Genomic DNA, 19,174 nt, shown 5'->3' on the forward strand with positions numbered 1-19,174 from the left:
AGCCGCTTCGATCGGAGTTTCACGCGAAAATTGGCGATGTTTTTACGGGGATGCGCTACCTCTCGGTCATTCCGCCTGTCGGCAGGTGCGAGGAAACGCCTACCATGATGAGCATGCTCGCCGGCCCCGCCACGATCACGGTCACGGTGTTTGGCGTCGTGGCGCTGGTCACGCTTGGCATGGGTATCTACTGGCTCTTCAACAAGCGGGCACGATTGAGGGATATTGCCGAGATGAGGGCGAAGCTCGACGAGCTCAGGCCCTCCGACCCCGAATACGGCGCGGTGAGAGCGCTCTACACCTCGATGGTCCTGGATGCCGCGCGTTGGGGCTTCTTTGCCGGCGAATCCGGATCAGGCGGCCATGGCGGCAGCGCCGATCACATTGGCGGCGACCATGCCGGCGATGCCGGCGAAGGCGGACACGCTCATTGATGCACGAATGGCTCGGCGCGCGGTGGCAATGCCTTGCGCGATCGGCGTCGTCAGCCCTTGGGCGCGGCTTCCGGGTGCCCTGACAGCCGTAAAAGTGCGGGCCGATAGGGGGCTTGCGGATCGTCGTCCTCATTCTCCGGGATGACGCAGGAGTCGAATTCCTGCCTGATCCGCTCCATCTCGGCGATGCGCTCGTGCAATCGCTGCAGATGTTCCGGCGACGTCGCCCGCCAGAACCGGAACGTGTCGGCGGTGAGCGGCACGAACGCCGTGCCGAACAGCGTCGGCTCGGGAACGGCGGTGCGTCCGAGCAGCAGGTAGCGGTTGGCGCCGGAGACGACGAGGGTGGCATAGCCGCGGTTTCCGATCCGCCTGATGCCGTTCAGCGACCATTCGGCGAGCTTGCTGAAATAAGGCTCCTCGCGCCAGCGATCGGGGCAGTGGTCGTCGACCGTCACGTTCACCGCATCCTGGCTGAAATGGACGATGATGCCGGACTTCGCCGGGAACCAGTCGTCGTCGAGATGTCCCTGCAGCCAGGCGCAGACGAAGGAGCGGCACATCTGCGGACGGCGATCGTAAATCGTGCATCCCGTGCCGGTCTGCCAATGCTTGCAAAGCTGGTTCACCGGCTTGTCGACGGCGGCCACCTCGAGAATGTCGCAGCAGGCGTTGCACGATCCGCATTGCCGGGCCAGCGGCGGCGCTTTCGGCACGTTGGTCGCACGAAAGCCCTGGCCGTCGCGGACCAGCAGCTTCTGCTTCTCCAGCGTGCTCAAGGCGCGCTCGATCTTGAGACGGGACAATCCGGTCGCGTCGATGAGGCTCTTCATGGTTGTCGCGCCGGCCTCCACCGCGCGCACGACCTGCAACGTCGACTGATCCATCTTCGGTGACTTGTTCTTTCGCCCGTCGTCCGGCTGCCGCGGGCAGGTCTGGAACCTGCTGCCGGGAACCGGGATCTGGAGTATCTGCCCGAGGCAATTCGGCAGCTTCCGCTACGTAAGGCCAGACCTCGCATGGATGCAAATTTTTCGCAAATCGGCGACCCCCAGCGATAGCTGGGGGCAGGCCAAATGCGCTGATTCCGGGCTTCAGCGGCCGGATTCGATGACGAAGATCAAATCAAGCCGGCCGGGGGCCTCGAAGGATGCGCGGCCGAGATGCGGCCGGGCCGTCGCCCTTCGAGGCTTGCTCTGCAGCGCTTTGCGCAGCAGAGCGCGCACCTCAGTGAAGCGCCTTATTGCGCGCCGGATCCGCCCTGCACGATCCTCTCGTTCAGCTTCAGATCCACGGTGTCGACCGTGCGGTCGATCTCGGGATTGGGCACGCCGAGCTGATGCGAGATCAGCTTCACCAGGAGGTCGACGCGCTCGATGAAGGGCGCGCCGCCCGCGACCGCGCGCGCGGCCGACGACGGCTTGAGCAGGCTCTCGGCGGCCTTGGCGTATTTCGCGAACGGCACCTGGTCCTGCGGATCGGCGCCGAGCTTGCGGGCGATCGCGTCGACATGATCATAGATCGTCTGCGAGCGCTTCAAATCGCCATGCACGGCGTCGCGGATCGACTGGGGCTCGTGCGGCGTGATGCAGCGGTAATTGCCGGTCAGCAGCATCGACCATTTCGCCAGCGGCACGAACAGGGAATCGAACACCTTCAGCTTCACCGGCACGTCGTGGCCGTCGAGCGTCACCGCGTCGATGTCGGCCTCGAGCTCGCGCAGCACCTTGTTGTGCTTCTCGTCGGCGAACACCGACGCCTTGAAATTCGTGGGCAGGCCGACATGCAGCACGTTGGCGGCTTCTTCCGGCGGACGGAACGCCTGCGGGTCGGGCGAGCACAGCGTCACGAGGCCCGGCTCGAACCGCTCCCACACCTGGGCATTGGTGTAGGCCTCCTCCAGATCCATGTCGGCGAGCGCCGGGATCCGCTTCAGATAGGGCAGCGGCGGCATGTTCATGATCGACAGGCAGGGCAGCTTCGCCGCCGCGATCTTGACCATGAGCATGCGCACGGTGTGGTTGGTGTATTGCGGCTCCTGCATCGCAAGGCCGACCAGGTCGTAGCGCGAGAGGTCGACATTCTGCGGCGTCACGGCGTCGAGCTTGCCGGGCAGGTTGCGCGAGAAGATCGCCCGGTGCACCGCCTCGTCGCGCAGCTTGATGCGCACCTCGGTACCTTCGCGGTTGATCAGCTCTGCGGTCTTGGCGCGGCAGACCAGGGTCACATTGTGCCCGGCCATCAGCAGCTTCGTGCCCAGCAGCGAGCCGTAAGAAGCCCCGAGAATCAATATGTTGCGCGCCATGCTCCGTCCCTTTGACAATGTGTGTGATTTTTCAGCCCCGGCCGTCATCCGCGGGCGAGTTGCCGGCATGTAAAGCGAAGTCAGCGGGGATGGCAACTGGGATAATGCATACAAGGACGCGCCGGAGGTCCCCCAGCGGTCGAGCGCCCGGGCGGGCACGGGCAAGGCTGTTCTGATTTATAGAATTCGAGTCCAGCCGCCTCGGCGTGTAATCACTTGTCGTGAGAACGTCACATAAGTCGTCACGGTCGGCGCGACGATCGATGTGCCGCGCCGATTACCTCCGCTGCCTCGCCAGTGGCAGCGGCTTGGCGGCAATCCGCCGCAACTCACCATATCGTGCGTTCACAATGGCGGCTTACACGGTCATGTCTGTTGTCTCGACCGGCCACGTCATTCCGACCTGCCGGTCGCAATAAAAGACGACCAAGCCGCATCACTGGCGTGCGCGGCAAACGACTGTGGATCAGCGGCGGAGCTGGGACGTGACGATCGAGTTGAGAGGGCCTGGATTTCGCGCCGAGGCCGGCTCGTTTGGAATCAGGACCGCGTGTGAAGACCCGGGCGCACATCGGGGTGCGCGCTGATGGCGTTGTCCGGGGGCTGACATGGAAGGTGATCACTGGCCGCACGGCTCGTGCGATGGCGCCGGCCGAAACCTGGGCCAGTTGCGCAATCGCGCATCCGGATTCTTCGAGAGCCTGTCGGTCGCAGAGCTCGTGCGCGAGGCGCACAGGCATCTCTGGGTTTCAGACTGGCTGCGGGTTGCCGACGATTACCGGACCTTCGCCCGATCCGCGCGTGAGAGCGGATCGATCCGGACCGCGCAGGAAGCGTGGCTGTGCTCGCTGACCGCCCTGGAAGTCATCAGGAGCGTGTCTTGCCCCGGCGATGTCGAAGCCGCCGATCTCGCGGACGAGATCGCGATCAGCCTGAAGGGATTCTCGGATGATGCCGGTCGCGCGATCGAGCGCGTGACGATCGACGGCTTCGACGAGGGGGCGTTAACCGGCTTCTTCGTCCCGGCGCTGTGCCGTGCGCCTTCCGCGCCTGCGGTCATCTGCGTCAGTGACGAGGACGTCACACTGGGCTCGATGATGATCAGGCTGTTGCCGGCCTCGCTCCGCCGCAACATGTCGCTCCTGCTCGTTGACGTCGGCCGTTCCTCCGTTCGCCGCCCCGTCAAGCCGGAGCATATGCTTCATAGCTGGCTGGACTATCTTCAGGCGCGCCCGGATGTCGATCCGCAGCGGATCGCAATCTATGGCGAAGGGGCGGGCGCCTGCGACGCCTCCCGCCTTGCCGGCTCGGATCGCCGGATCGCTGCCGCCGTTTGCGATGGCGGTGTCATGACGCCGGTGATGCGTGGCGCATCGCTTCGCTGGATGACCGGCTCCGGGGAGGCCGATCTCGACGGCGCCATGCCGGTGTCCGCGGCGCCGCTGCGCCGGATACCGTGTCCGCTTCTGATGGTTGTCGGAAGCCGCTCGATGATGTGGGAGCAGGATGCCCTCGAGCTGCAATCCGCCTATCGGCAGGCCGGAGCCGATTGCTCCGTCGTCGTTCCCAACCACATCCCGCATCCTCTCGGTGAGGTCGAGAATTTCGTCGCCGTCGACGACTTCGTGTTCGAATGGCTCGACAGCAAGCTTGGCGCCGCGCCTCAACTCGATCCCGTGACCTATCTCTAGAAGGTCAGCTCCAAGAGGCCGGGCGCTCGCTCGGGCGGATCACGAGGCGTCGATGGCCAGCAACCGCGCCGCCAGCCGGGCATTCTTGGCGATCTTGGCCAGCGCAGCGTTCATTTCGGCGAGGGTCTTCTCGTCGAGATCGTTGAACATCGTCGAGTTCAGCGCGAGCTTTCGCTTCGAGAGGTGCTCGATGTCGGCCGTCGCCTTCGCGGTCAGCGACATCAGAACGAAGCGGGCATCGTTCGCCGCCGGCCGCCGCGAGAGAAAGCCGGCCTTCTCCAGGATCTTGGTCTGGTTGGTCACGAACGCCGGATGAACGCGGAGCTTGTTCGCGATGTCGATGCCGGCGACGCCTTGCCCGTCGTCCAGCTCGGTGATCGCCATCAGGATCAGCCATTGCGGCTGGGAAATGCCCAGCAGCCCGGCCCAGCTGGTGTGGATGTCATCCAGCTGCGCGTGAATTTCGACGACATTCCAGATGAAGTCCCTGATCGCTCTGTCGAGCTTCTTCTCGATCATGCCGCGTTGCCCCCCGTTTGGCGTTGATCCTTTTTTTTATTGTTCTTGGATCAGTGTTCTACCGGGATATCGCGAGGGCGTCTCCTGTGTCGCGCTCTGAACTTGGTTTGCAGACGCGACATTGTGGAAAGGGTCTAAGCATTTGATGCTTGCGTAAATCAATTAATTCAATTACGTCTCAGCCCACTCATTCTTTGCTGCTCGTGACCATGTCCGTGGACAGCGATGTGAGACCTCCAAGAAAGCCCTCGGGATGCCCCCTGAGGGCTTTTTACTTTTTATTCAGTATGTTGGCTTGGTTTGCCATCCCCTCTGTTGCTCGCGCGCAACATCTCCCGCCGAACTTACGTTTCATTAAATCAATAAATTGAGGCGGTTGTTTTTATAAACTATACGTGAGGCACGACGGAGGGGGGGCACCTCACTGTCGTTTCAGTCCGGACCTTCGGTGCGGATCTGAATTGAACGGAAATTATGAGGGTGAAGCGGTGTCCTCCAAGGAAGCCGAGCCCCCTGAACCGACCTGGAGGTTTACCTAATGAAGTTGACGAAAACGCTTTTGCTCGGCTCGGCTGCCGGCCTAATGGCCGCCTCCGGGGCGTTCGCAGCCGATCTTCCCGTGAAGGCCAAGGCCGTCGAATACGTGAAGGTCTGCTCGCTGTACGGCGCCGGTTTCTACTACATCCCGGGCACCGACACCTGCATCAAGCTCGGTGGCTATCTGCGCGCTGAAGTCGCGCTGGGCACCAACAGCTCCTACGGCGCTGCCAACGGCTCCCCGGCCGGTGCGCACAACCGCCTGAGCAACTACTACACCATGCGCGCTCGTGAAGACCTCAACATCGACACGCGCACCGCGACCGAGTACGGCGTCGTCCGTACCTTCTTCGACGGCGTGTTCTCCTGGACCACCGGCGGCTACCAGGGCTCCGGCTCTGCGACCGGCGGCACCGTCTACACCGGCAACCTCGGCCTCAACACCTCCGGCGCCACCCCGGCTCTCGTTGGTTCGTCGATCAACGGCACTGACGGCGCGACCTCGGGCGGCTCGCTCGGCGTGTACTACGCCTTCATCCAGTTCGCTGGCTTCACCATGGGTAAGGCCGTGTCGCAGTTCGACGCGCCCTGGACCAACTATCCCGGCAACAACTTCGACGGTCTCGTCGGTGGTTCGGGCACGGTCACCGGTGTCAACCAGTTCACCTACACCGCTGACTTCGGTCAGGGCGTGACGGCTTCGTTCTCGGCTGAAGACGCGACCAACTACTACCAGGCCGGCAACATGAACCTGACGGGCGCGACCGCGGGCGGCATGGTTGGCGGCACCTACGGCTCCAACGCCATCGGCGGCTCGCGTTCGCCGAACCTCGTCGGTCAGGTCCGCGTCGACCAGGCCTGGGGTATGTTCCAGGCGTCGGTTGCTGCGCATGACAACCACGTTGCCTACTACGGCGCCACCGAGACCACCGGTCACCCCGACGACAAGTGGGGCTGGGCCGTTCAGCTCGCTCTGTCGATCAAGAACATCCCGACCGGCGCGGGTGACGTGATCAACATCCAGGCCGTCTACACCGACGGTGCGACCCGCTACAACTTCCAGAACCTGGCGGGCAGCTCCTACTCGATGTTCGGCAACTCGGGCGTTGCCTACCAGAGCGTCGGCTTCGCCATGGCTCCGGACACCGTGTTCATCACGGGCGGTTCGCAGGAAACTGTGAAGACCTGGGGCTTCCGCGGCGCCTACACCCATAACTGGGATGCCTACTGGAACACCGCGGTCTACGGTGCCTACGCTCAGGCGCAGTACGGCTCGGTCGCCAAGACCGCGCTCTGCGGCGCTGGCGGTGGCGGCGGCGTGTTCGGTGGCCTCGCCGGTGTCACGGGTTGTAACCCTGACTTCGCCGTTGCCCAGGTGGGTCTCATCACCCGCTGGACCCCGGTCAAGAACCTGACCTTCTCGGGCGACCTCAACTGGACCCACCTCGACCAGAAGTACTCGGGTACGGTTGGTTACGCCGGTGCCGGCACGACGGCCAAGCCGGCCGCCCTGTACGAGCTGAAGGACCAGGACAGCATCACCCTGCTCCTCCGCGCCCAGCGCAACTGGTAAGATCAGTCGAATTTTTTCGACGAGCACCCGGCGGGAAACCGCCGGGTGTTTTTCTATGCGCGTCGTTTGCGTGATGTCCGGCGCGCCATAGCCCGGGCGAGCGCGGCGATTCCCCGGGGCGTCAGTCGCGGGGATCCCGATGTGGCGAGGCCCCGCACCGGGCGGCGCTTCGCGCCGAATCGTTGGCTCCTCGAATGATCGGCACCGTCGCCCGCCGCGCAATGGCAGGACCGTTGTCGCCGGAGATGCTGGCCTCGTCAGTGAGCCTTAAATGGGGATGACGGCCAGCTTGCAGCGGGGGCGTTCGTCCCTGCTGCAGTGGGGCCATCCATCCTTCGAGGCTCTCCATGGGACGCGTTGCGTCCCATACCTCCCGCCTCAGGATGACGGAATGGGCGAGGGCGGCTGCGTTGTCCGCTCGATCCGGGATTTATCAACCTGCGTTGATCTGCTTCTCAAGAGACATTCTATCATATCGAAATTCGGATTTGCCGCGCCCCGCTCATCCCAGCTCGCCAGGGTTGATTCGGTCAACGTCGGGCTTCAGTGCGCAATGTGAACGAGGTGGGGAATGACAGTGTTGCTAGGGAGGGAGCTATCACCCCATCGGCCGTCATTGCGAGGAGCTCTTGCGGCGAAGCGATCCAGAGTTCCTCAGCGGAGGGATTCTGGATTGCTTCGCTTCGCTCGCAATGACGAGGAGAATTCGTGCGCTATGCTTTACTCACGCGCTCTGGACTCATCTCTTCGTACCGTGCCGCGTGCTTGCGTCCCGTCGATGCGAAGCCACACTTCGCCGAGTCGCATCGCATCACTATACGAACGTGCGGCGTTTCAAAACGAGCAGCGGTTACGAAATGATCCGCAAGCCTTGCGCAATGATGCCTTCGAAAATTGCGAATGGCTAGCTTTGGCTCGCCATTCGTGCGCGATCGAGATGCTCCTCGATCTTCGGGCGATCGCGGGTACGCTCGAAGCTGGTGCACAGCAGCTCGGTCTCCTCGAGCGAGATTGGAGCGCGATAGAGCCGGCACATGAATTCGGCGTTCGCGCGCCCCTTGGCCGTGCCCGGGCCGCGCTCGGCGAGAAACATGCAGTCGCGGCAGACACTGGCATCGAGCCGCTGATGCGCTGCGTCGAGGTGATTGAGGACCTCACGCAGCGAGTCGCGCAGCTTGGCGCATTCGTCGTTGCCGAGCCCCCTGACAGCGTTCACCACGTGATTGATCGGATCGTGCTGGCTCAGGCATTTCTCGCCCTGCGCGGTGACGTGCAGGACGACAGAACGCTTGTCTTCCTGCGACGGCTTGCGGACGAGAAACGACTTGCTCTCCAGCGTCTTCACGATTTGCGATGCAGTCGCTCTGGTGGCGCCGATGAATCCGGCGAGCGCGGAGGGCGTACGCGAAAACCTGTTGGCGCGGCCGAGAAAGCGCAGCGCCATCCATTCCCGATCGCGCAATCCATGCTGGTTGCCTTCGAAATACCAAGCCCTGGCCGCCTGAACCAGCAGCTCGACGGCTTCTCGTGCCAATGGCATGAACCTACCTCGTCCCCGGAACTTGGTTTGCGGCGTCCCGAAGCCGCTTTGCGCTGTGGCCCGCGAATCCTTCGAAAGACATCAGGCGGGCGCAGTCGCGCGGCGCACGCGTCGTGTCGAGATCTCGTTCGAAAGAACGAATGGCAGCGCGCCCAAGCTTGATCGATGGAGCTTGCGTGCTGCGGAGTGGGAAGCCGCTGCGTTGGCATGCCAACGGCGTCGTCACACGGGAGCCCGGTTTGCCGTCGCCAGCCGACGATGGATCGGAATAGTTCAACCGAAGCCCCTGAGTTCAAGTCACACGCAGACGTTTCTTATATTCCGCCGAAACGATGAATGAGCTTCTCAACAAAATCAAGTACAGACCCTCGCGCGCCCCAGATGTCGTTGCGTGCGAATGTAACGTTCAAGACAATCTCGCTCGGTCGGTACACATGATAGTGAATGCAATACGTTGTCGGGCGAAGCATATGCACTCGGCTCTACGACACTATGATTGCGCCTGATCTTGCCGTCTGTGTCTGGCGCAAATTGATCGAAGCTTGTGCAGGATGACGGTGCGTATCGGCACGTCATCCACAACTTGTGCGAGGGTGAGCCCGATCGTCGGAGGGAACTCGCTGGGAATACACGTGCCGGTTGCTGGCCGTCATATGCGCGAAAACGCTCATGCGGCTGTTTTCGGTGCAGCCACCCATTCCCCTCAACCCAACGGTTGAGACGTTACGGCACAGTCCCGCGGGACCTGGAGGAGGCGGGCGCCTGTCGCGCGCGCCCGGTGTTTCGACCTGCTAATCGCCCCTGAGCATGTCCCGGAGCTCGCGGAATGGATCGGCGCTCGGCGCAGCCGAAGCATCCTGCCGCATCGCGTTGTAGATCTTCGGGACCATGTCGACGGCCTGATCGAGCCCCGAATCACGCCCCGACTGATACCCGCCCATCAGTCGGAGGTCGCGCGTATCCTCGTATTTGGCGATCATGGTGCGCAGCTTGCTCACCAGCTCGCGCTCCTCGGGGTCCCAGACGTTGTGCGCGAGGCGGGAGACCGAGGCCAGAACGTCGACGGCCGGATAGCGGGCCTGGTCGGCGATGTGCCTGGAAAGCACGATGTGTCCATCGAGCGTGCTTCGGATGGTGTCCGCGATCGGCTCGTTGTGATCGTCGCCGTCGACCAGCACGGAGAAGATTCCCGTGATCGTGCCCGAGCCTTCCTCACCGGGTCCGGCGCGCTCCAGGAGGCGCGGCAGATCGGTGAACACCGTCGGCGCATAGCCGCGCGCGACAGCGGGCTCGCCGGCGGCGAGCGCGACCTCACGGGCTGCGTGGGCGAAACGGGTGATCGAATCGACCATGAGCAGGACCGATTCGCCGCGGTCGCGGAAATACTCGGCGACCGCCATGGCGGTTTTCGGCGCCAGCCGTCGCATCATCGGGCTTTCGTCGCCCGTCGACACGATGGTGACGGCGCGGTGGCGATCGTTGCCGAGCACGTCCTCGATGAACTCACGCACCTCGCGGCCGCGCTCGCCGACCAGTGCCAGCACCACAGTGTCGAAACCCTGGCTGCGGGCGAGCATGGCGAGCAGCGTCGATTTGCCGACGCCGGAGCCCGCGAAGATGCCGACGCGCTGGCCGGCGCAGATCGGCGCGAACAGGTCGATGACGCGCACGCCGGTGCGCAGCGGCTTGTGCACGCGCGCGCGCTTCATGGCGGACGGCGCCTCGGCCTCCGCCGAAACCGCAAGGGAGCCCGGGGTAAGGGGACCCTGTCCGTCGAGCGGCGCGCCGAGGGCGTTGATGACGCGGCCTTTCCAGCTCGGATCGGGCGCAAAGGACAGAGGCGGCATCCGGTAGGCGACCGAGCCGAGGCCGCCGGCGAATTGCCGGTCGAACGGCTTGGCGACGATGCCCTCGCTGTCGATCCGCACCACCTCGCCGATCTGGGGCTTACCGCCGGAATTGACGCCGATGAGCTCGCCGAGCCTGACGAAGCGCGACAGGCCGGAGACACGGAAATGCGTCGGCGCGATCTCGGAGATCGCGCCGCTGACGCTTGCCAGGGGAGTGCTCTGCTGCAGCTCCAGCAGCGCCCACTCGAGTTGTCGAAGAGCGTTCAAGGAAACCGTCCAACCTCAATCCTGATGCGCACGAGGCGCGGTCTACTTGCCGGGTTCGCCCAGCGTCCGAATGGCGTTCTGAAGCGAGCCCTCGGTGCCCTCGATCATCGAGTTGGTGCCGTCGAAGGCGCGCGAGGCCGCTATCAGCTTGGTCAATTCCATCATGGGGTTGGCCCCGGAACCCTCGACATAGCCCTGCTTGAAGCCGTCGCGCGAGAAATCGGCGATGGCGGTGGCGGGCCGGTCCGGCGTGACGCCGGAATTGCCGTAGCGCTCGAGATTGGCGTCGGCGGGGATGTTGAACAGGCCGATGGTGCCGATCTCGTTGTTGTCCTGGGTAATCGCGCCGTTGCGCGCGACCGAGATCGGTCCGCCGTTGGGGTCGAGCGTGAGCTGCGCGCCGCCGGAATCCACGACGGGGAAGCCGCTCACGGTCTGAAGATCGCCGTTGGGGGCGATCTGGAGGCGGCCGTCGCGGGTGTAGACCGTGCCGTTCGGGCCGGCGAAGGCGATCCAGCCCTGGCCGACCACGGCGACGTCGAGCGGGTTGCCGCTCTCGGTGATGTTGCCCTGCTCGCGCGAGATGATGTTGTCGCCGGGCGAGGAGAAGGCGACCGGATTAGGGCCGGCCTTGGACAGCACTGTCTCGAACTTCACCACGTCGGTGCGAAACGCCGCCGTGTTGACGTTGGCGACGTTGTTGGCGATCGTCTGGAGGCGCTTTTCAAGCGCGACCTGGGCCGACAAACCCACATAAAGGGCCGATTGCATGACTTACCTGTTGAACCTGATGTTCTGAAGAGTCGCGAGCATGTTGGTATCCATGCTGGCCGAGGATGCGCCCCCGATCAGCACCAGCGCGGAATTGGTCGAGCTGTCGCTCTGGGCCTGGGTCGCGTCCCACATCGCCGCAAAGCGCTGCACGAACTTGGTGACCTTGGCGGGATCCTGGAAATCGGTCAGCTTGACCTTGTTGGTGATCAGCTTGGCCTGGGCGTCGATGTCGGCGGCGCTGATCGTCGAAGGCAGGCCGAGCGCGGTCTGAACCACCTGCGTCAGCGCCTTGTCCGCGAGGACCTGGTAAGCGGTCGTGATCGTGGAGGCCTTGCGGGTGAAATACAGCGCCAGCCGCAGACCCTCGTTCTGGTCGCCGGCCTTTTGCTCCATCGTCTGCGTGACGTAATGGGTCGCCGTGCCGGTCGTGGCCTGGGTTGTCTTGGTCGCGTTGGCGCCGAGGGCTGCGAAATTGAAGGCCGTGGCGAATTCCCGGTAGCGGGTGTCGGTCAGCTTGTTGGCGAAAGTGTCCTTGTTGCCGACACCCTCGGTCAGGACCTTGCGCATGAACGCCTTGGCGTAGGTCATGTCGCTGAGGCCGTAGGCCTTCATCGCATACGAGTAGAGGCGATAGTCCTTCAGGAAGTCGTCGATCGTTTTGACGTTGCCGATATGGCTGAGGAAGTAGTCGGTCTCGCGGCTGACATCCGGCTGCGTCGCGACCTGCGTCAGCGACTTGCCCATGTCCTTGGTCAGCCTGGTGTAGTCCGCGATGGTGGATAGCATGACACGCGCCCTTCTGGCCGCTGTTGCGACGCCGCCCCAAGCTGCCGCCGATTGCTTGCGCGGGGCTGGCGAGGCGGGAAGCCAGCCTCGCGCAAGGCTCGACGACTAGATATTCCCGATGGGATCGGCGATGGAGCGGCGCGTTGGGCAGTTTCGTGGGGGTTTTCATCACGGTGGCGGCGCTGCTCGGTGGGTTTGCCGCCATGGGCGGGCACCTGGGCGTGCTGATGCAGCCGTGGGAATTCGTGATCATCATGGGGACCGCGGTCGGCACCTTCATCGTGGCCAATCCGTGGAAGACGGTCGTGGACACCGGCGTCGCCTGCATGCAGGCCATCACAGGCGCGGTGCCCGGCCAGCGCTACTACCTTGACCTGCTCGGCGCGCTCCACGCCCTGATGCGCGAGCTCAGGGGCAAGGGCCGCAACGAGGTCGAGGCGCATATCGACGATCCCTCGTCCTCCGAGATCTTCAAGGCGTTCCCGAGCGTGCTCGGAGATCCCTCGCTGCTCCAGTTCATCTGCGACTATGTCCGCCTCATCATCATGGGCAATGCGCGCACGCACGAGATCGAGGCGCTGATGGACGAGGAGATCCACACCATCGTCAAGAGCAAGCTGGCGCCCTATCATGCGCTGGTGACGGTGTCCGAGGCGCTGCCGGCGCTGGGCATCGTCGCCGCCGTGCTCGGCGTCATCAAGGCGATGGGCGCGCTCGACCAGTCGCCGAAGCTGCTGGGCGGCTTCATCGGCGCGGCCCTGGTCGGCACCTTCGCCGGCATCTTCCTGTCCTATGGCGTCCTTTCGCCCTTCGCCATCAAGATCAAGATGACGCGCGAGAAGAAGTGCCGCCCCTACATCATCGTCAAGCAGACGCTGCTGGCCTTCATGAACGGCGCCATGCCGCAGATCGCCGTCGAGCACGGCCGCAAGATGATCGCGAGCGGCGAGCGGCCTTCGATCGACGTCGTCGAGAACGAGACGATCGCAGGTCCCAAGGCCGTCGTGTCCGATGCTGAACCCAAGGCGGCCCGCGCATGATGATGAACGACGTCGAGGTCGATCAGAAGAAGCAGCTCCCGAACTACTTGCTGGACGCTGCGGGCATTTCGATCGAGCGCATGCCGATGCTCAATGTGATCTTCGATCGCATGGCGGCATCCTGCACCGACAGCCTGCAGCCGATGGCGGGAACGCCGTGCTATTTCTCGGTCAACGGCATTACCAACGATCCGCTCGGCGACATCATCAAGGACTACGAGGGCAACGCGGTCGCGGCCGTGCTTTATGCCGAGCAGTGGGACTCGCGCGTCATCATCATGCTTGACCGCGACTTCGTGTTCACGATGGTCGAGGCGATGTTCGGCTCCGACGGCGCCGAGCCGCCGCTCGACGTCGAGCGCACCTTCTCGAACATCGAGATCCGGCTGGTCCAGGCGCTGTTCGAGCGCTTCGCCAAGGCGCTGCAAGGCGCCTTCGCCGGAACGTCCAACGTCACCTTCCGCGTCGAGCGGGTCGAGACGGCGATGGCATCGCTGGCGATCGGTCGCGCCAGCAACATGTCGATCTGCGCGAACATGATGGTGCAGGCCCTCTACCGCGGCGGTCAGATGTTCCTGATCATTCCGCACTCCGCGCTCAACCCGCTCAGGCAGAAGCTCGCAACCGTCACCGCCAGCGACGGCCGCACGACCGATCCGCGCTGGCGCGAGCAGATGGAGAGCGAGGTCCACCGGACCGAGGTGACGCTGAGCGCCGTGCTCGACGAAAAGATGATTTCGCTCGAGGATGTCGTGAAGTTCAAGGTGGGGCAGGTGCTGGAGCTGGAGGCCACGCCGCGCACGCTGGCCCGCCTCGAGAGCAACAATCAGGTGCTGTTCTGGTGTCAGATCGGCCAGCTTGATGGCTATTACGCCATGCAGGTGGCCGATCCCGTCGATCAGAAGCGGGAGTTCGTCGATGATATCCTATCTCGTTGATGCCGTGCTGCTGATCGCGCTCGCCTTCACCAGCATGCGGGTGACCAAGATGCACCGCGAGCTGGCGCGCTTGCGCAGCTACCAGGGCGAATTCTCCACCATCGTGCACGAGACGGCGGGTGCCTTCGACACGGTCATCACCGCGGCGCATGATTCCACCGCCAATCTCGGGCGCCTCGCCAACGTGCTGAGCACCAAGATCGACCAGGCCCACGAGGCGATCGCGGCGCTCGATGCCCGCAGCGGGCTTGCGCCGGCCGCGACCGCCGGTGGCCCCGAAGTGAACAAGCACTGAAGCCGAAGCCGGCAGAACCAATACGAGCGGAAATACCAAGAGGCGATACCAGATGGCGCAATCCTTCGACTATGACTCTGCCACGCGAGCTGCCGCCGACGAGGGGCATACGGAAACGACCCCGCTCGAGCGGCTCGCGGAAATCGCCGCGCGCACGGCGGAGGAGAGCGGCAAGTTCGGCAATGTCGATGCGATCCTGCGCATTCCCGTCACCATGCAGGTGGTGCTGGGATCGGCGACCATCCCGGTCGCGAACCTGATGAAGCTCGGCCGCGGCGCCGTGGTTCCGCTCGACCACCGGGTCGGCGAGCCCGTCGACGTCGTCGTCAACGGCCGCATCGTCGCGCGCGGCGAGGTGGTCGTCGTCGAAGAGGACAATTCCCGCTTCGGCGTCTCGCTCACGGAGATCGTCGGACCGCTGGGGCAGGGCGATAGCTGACCATGGCGGCACAGGTCGGCATCGCTCCCATCAAGCAGCGAGGCGTTGCTTCGCTGGGTGGAACGGAAAAGGTCGCGGCGCTCCTCCTGGCCATGGGCCGGCAGGCGGCCGCGAGCGTGCTCGCGCAATTCGAGCCACAGGACATTCGCATCGTCACCAAGGCCGCGGCGGAGCTGCGGCCGATCACGGCGCAGGAGCTCGAATCCATCGTCGAGGAGTTCGCCCAGCAATTCTCGATGGGCGCGAACATCCTCGGCACCCTCGGCGGCCTTGAGGCCGTGCTCGGCGACGTGCTTCCCGCCGACCAGGTGTCGGCGATCATGTCGGACCTGCTCGGCAATTCGAGCCGGTCGGTGTGGGACCGCGTCTCATCGGTGTCGGAGAACTCGCTGGCGACCTACCTGTCCAAGGAGCATCCGCAGACCGCGGCGCTGATCCTGTCCAAGGTCAAGCCGTCCTGCGCCGCCAAGGTCATGAGCCAGCTGCCCTCGAGCCTGCGCAACGAGCTGATGCGCCGCGTGCTCAGCCTCAAGCCGATCGTCGACGACGCGATGAAGGTGCTCGAGAAGACGCTGCACGAGGACCTGACGCTCAATTTCGCCCGCAATCTCGGCGCCGACACCTACGCCCGCGTCGCCGACATCATCAACAAGATGGAGCGCGGCCATATCGAGGACATGCTCAAGAGCCTGTCGGAGAAGCGGCCGAAATCGGCCGAAGTGCTGAAGGAGCTGCTGTTCACCTTCGACGACGTGACCAACCTGACGCCGAAGGCGCGCACCATGATCTTCGACCAGGTGCCGACCGATCGCATCGTCATCGCGCTGAAGGGCACCGACAAGCACTTCCGCGAACTGATCCTGTCCTCGGTCGCATCGCGCGTCCGCCGCGTCGTCGAGCACGAGCTTGCCATCGGCGAGCCCTCGAACCAGCGCGACGTGCTGGAGGCGCGGCGCGTGATCACCGATCTCGCGCTCGACCTCGCGGAGAAGGGCGAAATCGAGCTCAACCCCGAGCAGGAGGATGAGCTGGTCTTCCGCTGACCGCTGAAAGGGCATGGCAGAATCATCAGATCAGGAGAGCAAGACAGAAGAGCCGACCGAGAAGAAAGTCCGTGATGCGCTCGAACAGGGCAAAATTCCGGTCTCTCGGGAGGCTTCCATGTTCGCCTCGATGGCCGCGCTGCTGGTCATTATGGCGTTCCTGATCGGTCAGGGCGTGCAGCAATTCACGCCGACCTTGACGAACCTGCTGGACGATCCGGCAGGCTTCCCGCTCTCCACCGGCGCCGACGCGCAGAACCTGCTCACCGTGGTCGGCCTCCAGGCGCTGCGGTTCCTGACGCCGCTGGTCGTCATCCTCATGGTGTTCGGGCTCGCCTCCTCGCTCCTGCAGAATGCGCCGCGCTTCGTGCTTGAGCGCATCCAGCCGGACCTGTCGCGCATCTCTCCGATCGGCGGCTGGAGCCGGCTGTTCGGCGTGCGCGGCTTCGTCGAATTCGGCAAGTCGCTGTTCAAGCTGGCCGCGGTGACCTCCGTGGTCGTGTTCGTGCTGCGCTCTTCGGAGGCGCAGGCCTTCGAGGCGATGTACACCGATCCGGTCGCGCTGCCGGAGATGATCCTCAACATCGCGATGCGGATCGTCTCGGCGATCTGCATCGCGACCATCGTTCTGGTTGCCATCGATCTCGCCTGGGCGCGCTTCCACTGGCGCCGCGAGCTGCGCATGACCAAGCAGGAGATCAAGGACGAGCACAAGCAGGCCGAGGGCGATCCGCTCGTCAAGGCCCGCCTGCGCTCGCTGGCGCGCGATCGCTCGCGGCAGCGCATGATCTCTTCCGCCGCGCGCGCGACGCTGGTGATCGCGAACCCGACGCACTTCGCGATCGCGCTGCGCTACAATCGCGAGGAGAACCCCGCGCCGATCGTCGTGGCCAAGGGCATGGACGTGATCGCGCTGAAGATCCGCGAGGTTGCCGAGCAGAACCGGATTCCCGTCATCGAGAACAAGGCGCTGGCGCGCGCGCTCTACGAAGCGGTGCAGGTCGACCAGGTAATCCCAGCGGAATTCTTCCGCCCGGTCGCCGAGATCATCTACTTCCTGCAGTCGAAGCAGGCGCCGCGAACCGAGAAGGTTCAGTAGAATTCCGAGGACGACGTCTCGCCCAACAGCTTGACGAAAGCTTAACGCCCTAGGCTTCTCCCCGAATGGACAAGTATGGGGCTGTCGTGGGACCGCTTTATCTCTTCGAACTCGCATCGTCGCAGGCGCGCTATCTCGAGCTCCGCCAGTCGACCATTGCCACCAACGTCGCCAACGCCAACACGCCGGGCTTCCGGGCGCGCGATGTCGAGCCATTCAACAAGATACTCGACGGCATGCCGGTGCGGCTCGCGACGACGTCGCCTTCGCACATGCAATTGTCCGCGGCCGAGACCGACACGCGTGCGACCGCGAAGAAGGACAGCTGGGAAGTCGTCCACTCCGGCAACTCCGTCAGCCTCGAGCAGGAAATGATCAAGGGCAGCGACGTCAGTCGCGACTATTCGATGAATTCGGCGATCGTGCGGTCGTTCCACCGCATGATGCTGGCCGGTGCGAAGACTTGAGGTGAACTGACATGCTGGATTCCCTGCAGGCATCGTTGACGGTCGCGAGCTCCGGGCTCGAAGCGCAATCGACGCGCATGCGCATCGTCTCGGAGAACCTCGCGAACGCGACCTCGACCGGACGCACCGCCGGTGCCGATCCCTATCAGCGCAAGACCATCACTTTCGATGCGGCGATGGACCGCGCCTCGGGCTCGCAGCTCGCGAAGGTCAAGGAGATCGGCGTCGACACCACGCCGTACCGCGTCGAGTACGATCCCGGACATCCCGCCGCCGACAAGGCCGGCTACGTCAAGATGCCCAACGTCAACATGATGATCGAGATGGCCGACATGCGGGAAGTGAACCGCTCCTATGAAGCCAATCTCCAGGTCGTGAAACAGGTCAGGTCGATGCTCGGCATGACCATCGATCTCCTGAGGAGCTGACGATGCTTGAAGCGATTTCATCCACGGCGGTCTCCGCGGGACAGCTAGCGACCCGCGCGACCGAGACTCAGGCGATCTCGCCCGCGGCGACGGCGGCGGTCCAGACCACAGACGACGTCGGCTTCGAATCGGTGATGAAGCAGGTGACGTCCGACGCGATCGGAACGCTGAAAGCGGGCGAGGCGGCGTCGATCTCGGCGATGCAGGGCAAGGAATCCACGCGCAAGGTCGTGGAAGCGCTGATGTCGGCCGAGCAGGCGCTGCAGACGGCCGTCGCGGTACGCGACAAGGTCGTGCAGGCCTATCAAGAAGTCGTCCGGATGTCGATTTGATCTGAAGGAGTGAGATAAGTGAAATCGCTCGCCATTGCGGCCACGGGCATGAATGCCCAGCAGACCAACATCGAAGTCATCGCCAACAACATCGCGAACATCAACTCGACGTCGTACAAGCGTGCGCGTGCCGAGTTCACCGATCTGTTCTATCAGATGGACCGCATGCAGGGCGTCGCCAACGTCAACGGCTCCTCGCCGATTCCCGAAGGCGCCAATCTCGGCCTCGGCGTCAAGTCGGCGGCGATCCGCAAGCTGCATATCCAGGGCGCGCTGACGCAGACCGGCAACCCCTACGACATGGCGATCAACGGCCGCGGCTGGTTTCAGGTGCTCGGCCCGAACAACGAGGTGCAATACACCCGCGCCGGCTCGTTCAACACCAACGCCAATGGTCAGCTCGTCACCATCGACGGCTATCTGCTCGACCCCGCGATCACGGTGCCGCAAGGAACGGTCGAGATCACGGTCAATGCCACCGGCCAGGTGTTCGCCAAGCTCGACACGGAAGTGAACCCGCGCCAGATCGGTCAGCTCAACCTCGCCAACTTCGCCAACGAAGCGGGCCTGGAGCCGCTCGGCGGCAATCTCTACAAGGAGACCACGGCGTCCGGCACGCCGGTGGTCGGCCTGCCCGGCGATTCCGGATACGGCAAGATCAACCAGAAATATCTCGAAGCCTCGAACGTCGATCCGGTCAAGGAGATCACCGAGTTGATTTCGGCGCAGCGCGCCTACGAAATGAACGCCAAGGTCATCCAGGCCTCGGATGAAATGGCCCAGACCGTCTCGAAGGGCATGCGCTAGTTCCGGTGTC

At 63.9% G+C, this 19,174-nt stretch carries 20 protein-coding genes; 13 read left to right on the top strand and 7 right to left on the bottom strand.

Translation table 11 applies throughout. The features are described from left to right. The first annotated feature begins 104 nt into the window (after positions 1-104). Positions 105-434 carry a hypothetical protein gene (locus tag QRQ56_RS27730; protein ID WP_438744359.1) on the top strand — a complete coding sequence of 110 codons (330 nt, stop codon included), beginning with the start codon at positions 105-107 and terminating at the stop codon, positions 432-434. Between the two features lie 50 nt (positions 435-484). Here the strand turns inward: QRQ56_RS27730 and QRQ56_RS27735 are convergent, their stop codons facing one another. Continuing rightward, the gene (locus QRQ56_RS27735) at positions 485-1,321 is read right to left on the bottom strand and encodes a YkgJ family cysteine cluster protein (protein ID WP_438744360.1); all 837 of its coding nucleotides are present in this window, start codon (positions 1,319-1,321) and stop codon (positions 485-487) included. A 353-nt stretch (positions 1,322-1,674) separates the two neighbouring features. Next, on the bottom strand, positions 1,675-2,739 hold the full coding sequence (locus tag QRQ56_RS27740; RefSeq protein ID WP_438744361.1) for a ketopantoate reductase family protein: 1,065 nt from the start codon (positions 2,737-2,739) through the stop codon (positions 1,675-1,677). Positions 2,740-3,347: 608 nt separating this feature from the next. On the opposite strand from QRQ56_RS27740, the gene QRQ56_RS27745 reads away from it, so the two are divergent. After that, positions 3,348-4,430: an alpha/beta hydrolase family protein gene (locus QRQ56_RS27745; RefSeq protein ID WP_438744362.1), complete on the top strand. Its 1,083-nt coding sequence runs from the start codon at positions 3,348-3,350 to the stop codon at positions 4,428-4,430. Between the two features lie 39 nt (positions 4,431-4,469). On the opposite strand, the gene QRQ56_RS27750 is transcribed toward QRQ56_RS27745, so the two are convergent. Continuing rightward, the gene (locus tag QRQ56_RS27750) at positions 4,470-4,949 is read right to left on the bottom strand and encodes a MarR family winged helix-turn-helix transcriptional regulator (RefSeq protein WP_438744363.1); all 480 of its coding nucleotides are present in this window, start codon (positions 4,947-4,949) and stop codon (positions 4,470-4,472) included. Between the two features lie 538 nt (positions 4,950-5,487). Here QRQ56_RS27750 and QRQ56_RS27755 point away from each other — a divergent pair. Next, positions 5,488-7,059: a porin gene (locus QRQ56_RS27755; RefSeq protein WP_438744364.1), complete on the top strand. Its 1,572-nt coding sequence runs from the start codon at positions 5,488-5,490 to the stop codon at positions 7,057-7,059. 904 nt (positions 7,060-7,963) lie between these two features. Here QRQ56_RS27755 and QRQ56_RS27760 read toward each other — a convergent pair. The 4 genes from QRQ56_RS27760 to QRQ56_RS27775 all read right to left on the bottom strand — a co-directional run bounded on the left by QRQ56_RS27760 (position 7,964) and on the right by QRQ56_RS27775 (position 12,276). Then, the gene (locus QRQ56_RS27760) at positions 7,964-8,599 is read right to left on the bottom strand and encodes a MarR family winged helix-turn-helix transcriptional regulator (protein ID WP_438744365.1); all 636 of its coding nucleotides are present in this window, start codon (positions 8,597-8,599) and stop codon (positions 7,964-7,966) included. 791 nt (positions 8,600-9,390) lie between these two features. After that, positions 9,391-10,716 carry a flagellar protein export ATPase FliI gene (gene fliI / locus QRQ56_RS27765; protein WP_438744366.1) on the bottom strand — a complete coding sequence of 442 codons (1,326 nt, stop codon included), beginning with the start codon at positions 10,714-10,716 and terminating at the stop codon, positions 9,391-9,393. A gap of 42 nt (positions 10,717-10,758) precedes the next feature. Further along, positions 10,759-11,487 carry a flagellar basal-body rod protein FlgF gene (gene flgF, locus QRQ56_RS27770; RefSeq protein WP_438744367.1) on the bottom strand — a complete coding sequence of 243 codons (729 nt, stop codon included), beginning with the start codon at positions 11,485-11,487 and terminating at the stop codon, positions 10,759-10,761. 3 nt (positions 11,488-11,490) lie between these two features. After that, positions 11,491-12,276: a DUF1217 domain-containing protein gene (locus QRQ56_RS27775; protein ID WP_438744368.1), complete on the bottom strand. Its 786-nt coding sequence runs from the start codon at positions 12,274-12,276 to the stop codon at positions 11,491-11,493. A gap of 143 nt (positions 12,277-12,419) precedes the next feature. Here QRQ56_RS27775 and motA point away from each other — a divergent pair, with 143 nt between their 5' ends. From motA to flgG, 10 genes are all read left to right on the top strand, one after another. Next, the gene (gene motA, locus QRQ56_RS27780; RefSeq protein ID WP_438744369.1) at positions 12,420-13,316 is read left to right on the top strand and encodes a flagellar motor stator protein MotA; all 897 of its coding nucleotides are present in this window, start codon (positions 12,420-12,422) and stop codon (positions 13,314-13,316) included. After that, entirely contained in the window at positions 13,313-14,254 is a 942-nt protein-coding gene (locus QRQ56_RS27785) for a flagellar motor switch protein FliM (RefSeq protein WP_438744370.1), read from the top strand. Before motA ends, QRQ56_RS27785 begins: the two co-directional genes overlap by 4 nt. Beyond that, positions 14,235-14,549 carry a hypothetical protein gene (locus tag QRQ56_RS27790; protein ID WP_438744371.1) on the top strand — a complete coding sequence of 105 codons (315 nt, stop codon included), beginning with the start codon at positions 14,235-14,237 and terminating at the stop codon, positions 14,547-14,549. Before QRQ56_RS27785 ends, QRQ56_RS27790 begins: the two co-directional genes overlap by 20 nt. 52 nt (positions 14,550-14,601) lie before the next feature. After that, positions 14,602-14,988: a flagellar motor switch protein FliN gene (gene fliN, locus QRQ56_RS27795; RefSeq protein ID WP_438744372.1), complete on the top strand. Its 387-nt coding sequence runs from the start codon at positions 14,602-14,604 to the stop codon at positions 14,986-14,988. A 2-nt stretch (positions 14,989-14,990) separates the two neighbouring features. Then, entirely contained in the window at positions 14,991-16,031 is a 1,041-nt protein-coding gene (locus QRQ56_RS27800) for a flagellar motor switch protein FliG (RefSeq protein WP_438744373.1), read from the top strand. A 13-nt stretch (positions 16,032-16,044) separates the two neighbouring features. Then, the gene (gene flhB / locus QRQ56_RS27805; protein WP_438744374.1) at positions 16,045-17,130 is read left to right on the top strand and encodes a flagellar biosynthesis protein FlhB; all 1,086 of its coding nucleotides are present in this window, start codon (positions 16,045-16,047) and stop codon (positions 17,128-17,130) included. Between the two features lie 65 nt (positions 17,131-17,195). Beyond that, entirely contained in the window at positions 17,196-17,597 is a 402-nt protein-coding gene (flgB, locus tag QRQ56_RS27810) for a flagellar basal body rod protein FlgB (RefSeq protein WP_438744375.1), read from the top strand. An 11-nt stretch (positions 17,598-17,608) separates the two neighbouring features. Continuing rightward, positions 17,609-18,025 carry a flagellar basal body rod protein FlgC gene (flgC, locus tag QRQ56_RS27815; RefSeq protein WP_094977116.1) on the top strand — a complete coding sequence of 139 codons (417 nt, stop codon included), beginning with the start codon at positions 17,609-17,611 and terminating at the stop codon, positions 18,023-18,025. A gap of 2 nt (positions 18,026-18,027) precedes the next feature. After that, complete coding sequence (locus QRQ56_RS27820; RefSeq protein WP_438744376.1) at positions 18,028-18,357, top strand: flagellar hook-basal body complex protein FliE; 330 nt, start codon at positions 18,028-18,030, stop codon at positions 18,355-18,357. Positions 18,358-18,375: 18 nt separating this feature from the next. Continuing rightward, a complete protein-coding gene (gene flgG, locus QRQ56_RS27825) occupies positions 18,376-19,164 on the top strand; it encodes a flagellar basal-body rod protein FlgG (protein ID WP_438744377.1) in 789 nt (262 codons plus the stop codon). Positions 19,165-19,174: the final 10 nt, after the last annotated feature.

It is taken from the genome of Bradyrhizobium sp. U531, from assembly GCF_051710265.1.
Lineage (GTDB): Bacteria > Pseudomonadota > Alphaproteobacteria > Rhizobiales > Xanthobacteraceae > Bradyrhizobium.

Excerpts from the sequence above, each read along its gene's own strand:
- QRQ56_RS27735 (WP_438744360.1), bottom strand. The coding sequence starts at position 1,321 with ATGGATCAGTCGACGTTGCAGGTCGTGCGCGCGGTGGAGGCCGGCGCG.
- QRQ56_RS27790 (WP_438744371.1), top strand. The coding sequence starts at position 14,235 with ATGATATCCTATCTCGTTGATGCCGTGCTGCTGATCGCGCTCGCCTTC.
- flgC (WP_094977116.1), top strand. The coding sequence starts at position 17,609 with ATGCTGGATTCCCTGCAGGCATCGTTGACGGTCGCGAGCTCCGGGCTC.
- fliN (WP_438744372.1), top strand. The coding sequence starts at position 14,602 with ATGGCGCAATCCTTCGACTATGACTCTGCCACGCGAGCTGCCGCCGAC.
- QRQ56_RS27750 (WP_438744363.1), bottom strand. The coding sequence starts at position 4,949 with ATGATCGAGAAGAAGCTCGACAGAGCGATCAGGGACTTCATCTGGAAT.
- QRQ56_RS27730 (WP_438744359.1), top strand. The coding sequence starts at position 105 with ATGATGAGCATGCTCGCCGGCCCCGCCACGATCACGGTCACGGTGTTT.
- QRQ56_RS27775 (WP_438744368.1), bottom strand. The coding sequence starts at position 12,276 with ATGCTATCCACCATCGCGGACTACACCAGGCTGACCAAGGACATGGGC.
- QRQ56_RS27820 (WP_438744376.1), top strand. The coding sequence starts at position 18,028 with ATGCTTGAAGCGATTTCATCCACGGCGGTCTCCGCGGGACAGCTAGCG.
- QRQ56_RS27785 (WP_438744370.1), top strand. The coding sequence starts at position 13,313 with ATGATGATGAACGACGTCGAGGTCGATCAGAAGAAGCAGCTCCCGAAC.
- QRQ56_RS27745 (WP_438744362.1), top strand. The coding sequence starts at position 3,348 with ATGGAAGGTGATCACTGGCCGCACGGCTCGTGCGATGGCGCCGGCCGA.
- QRQ56_RS27740 (WP_438744361.1), bottom strand. The coding sequence starts at position 2,739 with ATGGCGCGCAACATATTGATTCTCGGGGCTTCTTACGGCTCGCTGCTG.
- QRQ56_RS27755 (WP_438744364.1), top strand. The coding sequence starts at position 5,488 with ATGAAGTTGACGAAAACGCTTTTGCTCGGCTCGGCTGCCGGCCTAATG.
- QRQ56_RS27800 (WP_438744373.1), top strand. The coding sequence starts at position 14,991 with ATGGCGGCACAGGTCGGCATCGCTCCCATCAAGCAGCGAGGCGTTGCT.
- flgB (WP_438744375.1), top strand. The coding sequence starts at position 17,196 with ATGGACAAGTATGGGGCTGTCGTGGGACCGCTTTATCTCTTCGAACTC.
- flhB (WP_438744374.1), top strand. The coding sequence starts at position 16,045 with ATGGCAGAATCATCAGATCAGGAGAGCAAGACAGAAGAGCCGACCGAG.
- flgF (WP_438744367.1), bottom strand. The coding sequence starts at position 11,487 with ATGCAATCGGCCCTTTATGTGGGTTTGTCGGCCCAGGTCGCGCTTGAA.
- QRQ56_RS27760 (WP_438744365.1), bottom strand. The coding sequence starts at position 8,599 with ATGCCATTGGCACGAGAAGCCGTCGAGCTGCTGGTTCAGGCGGCCAGG.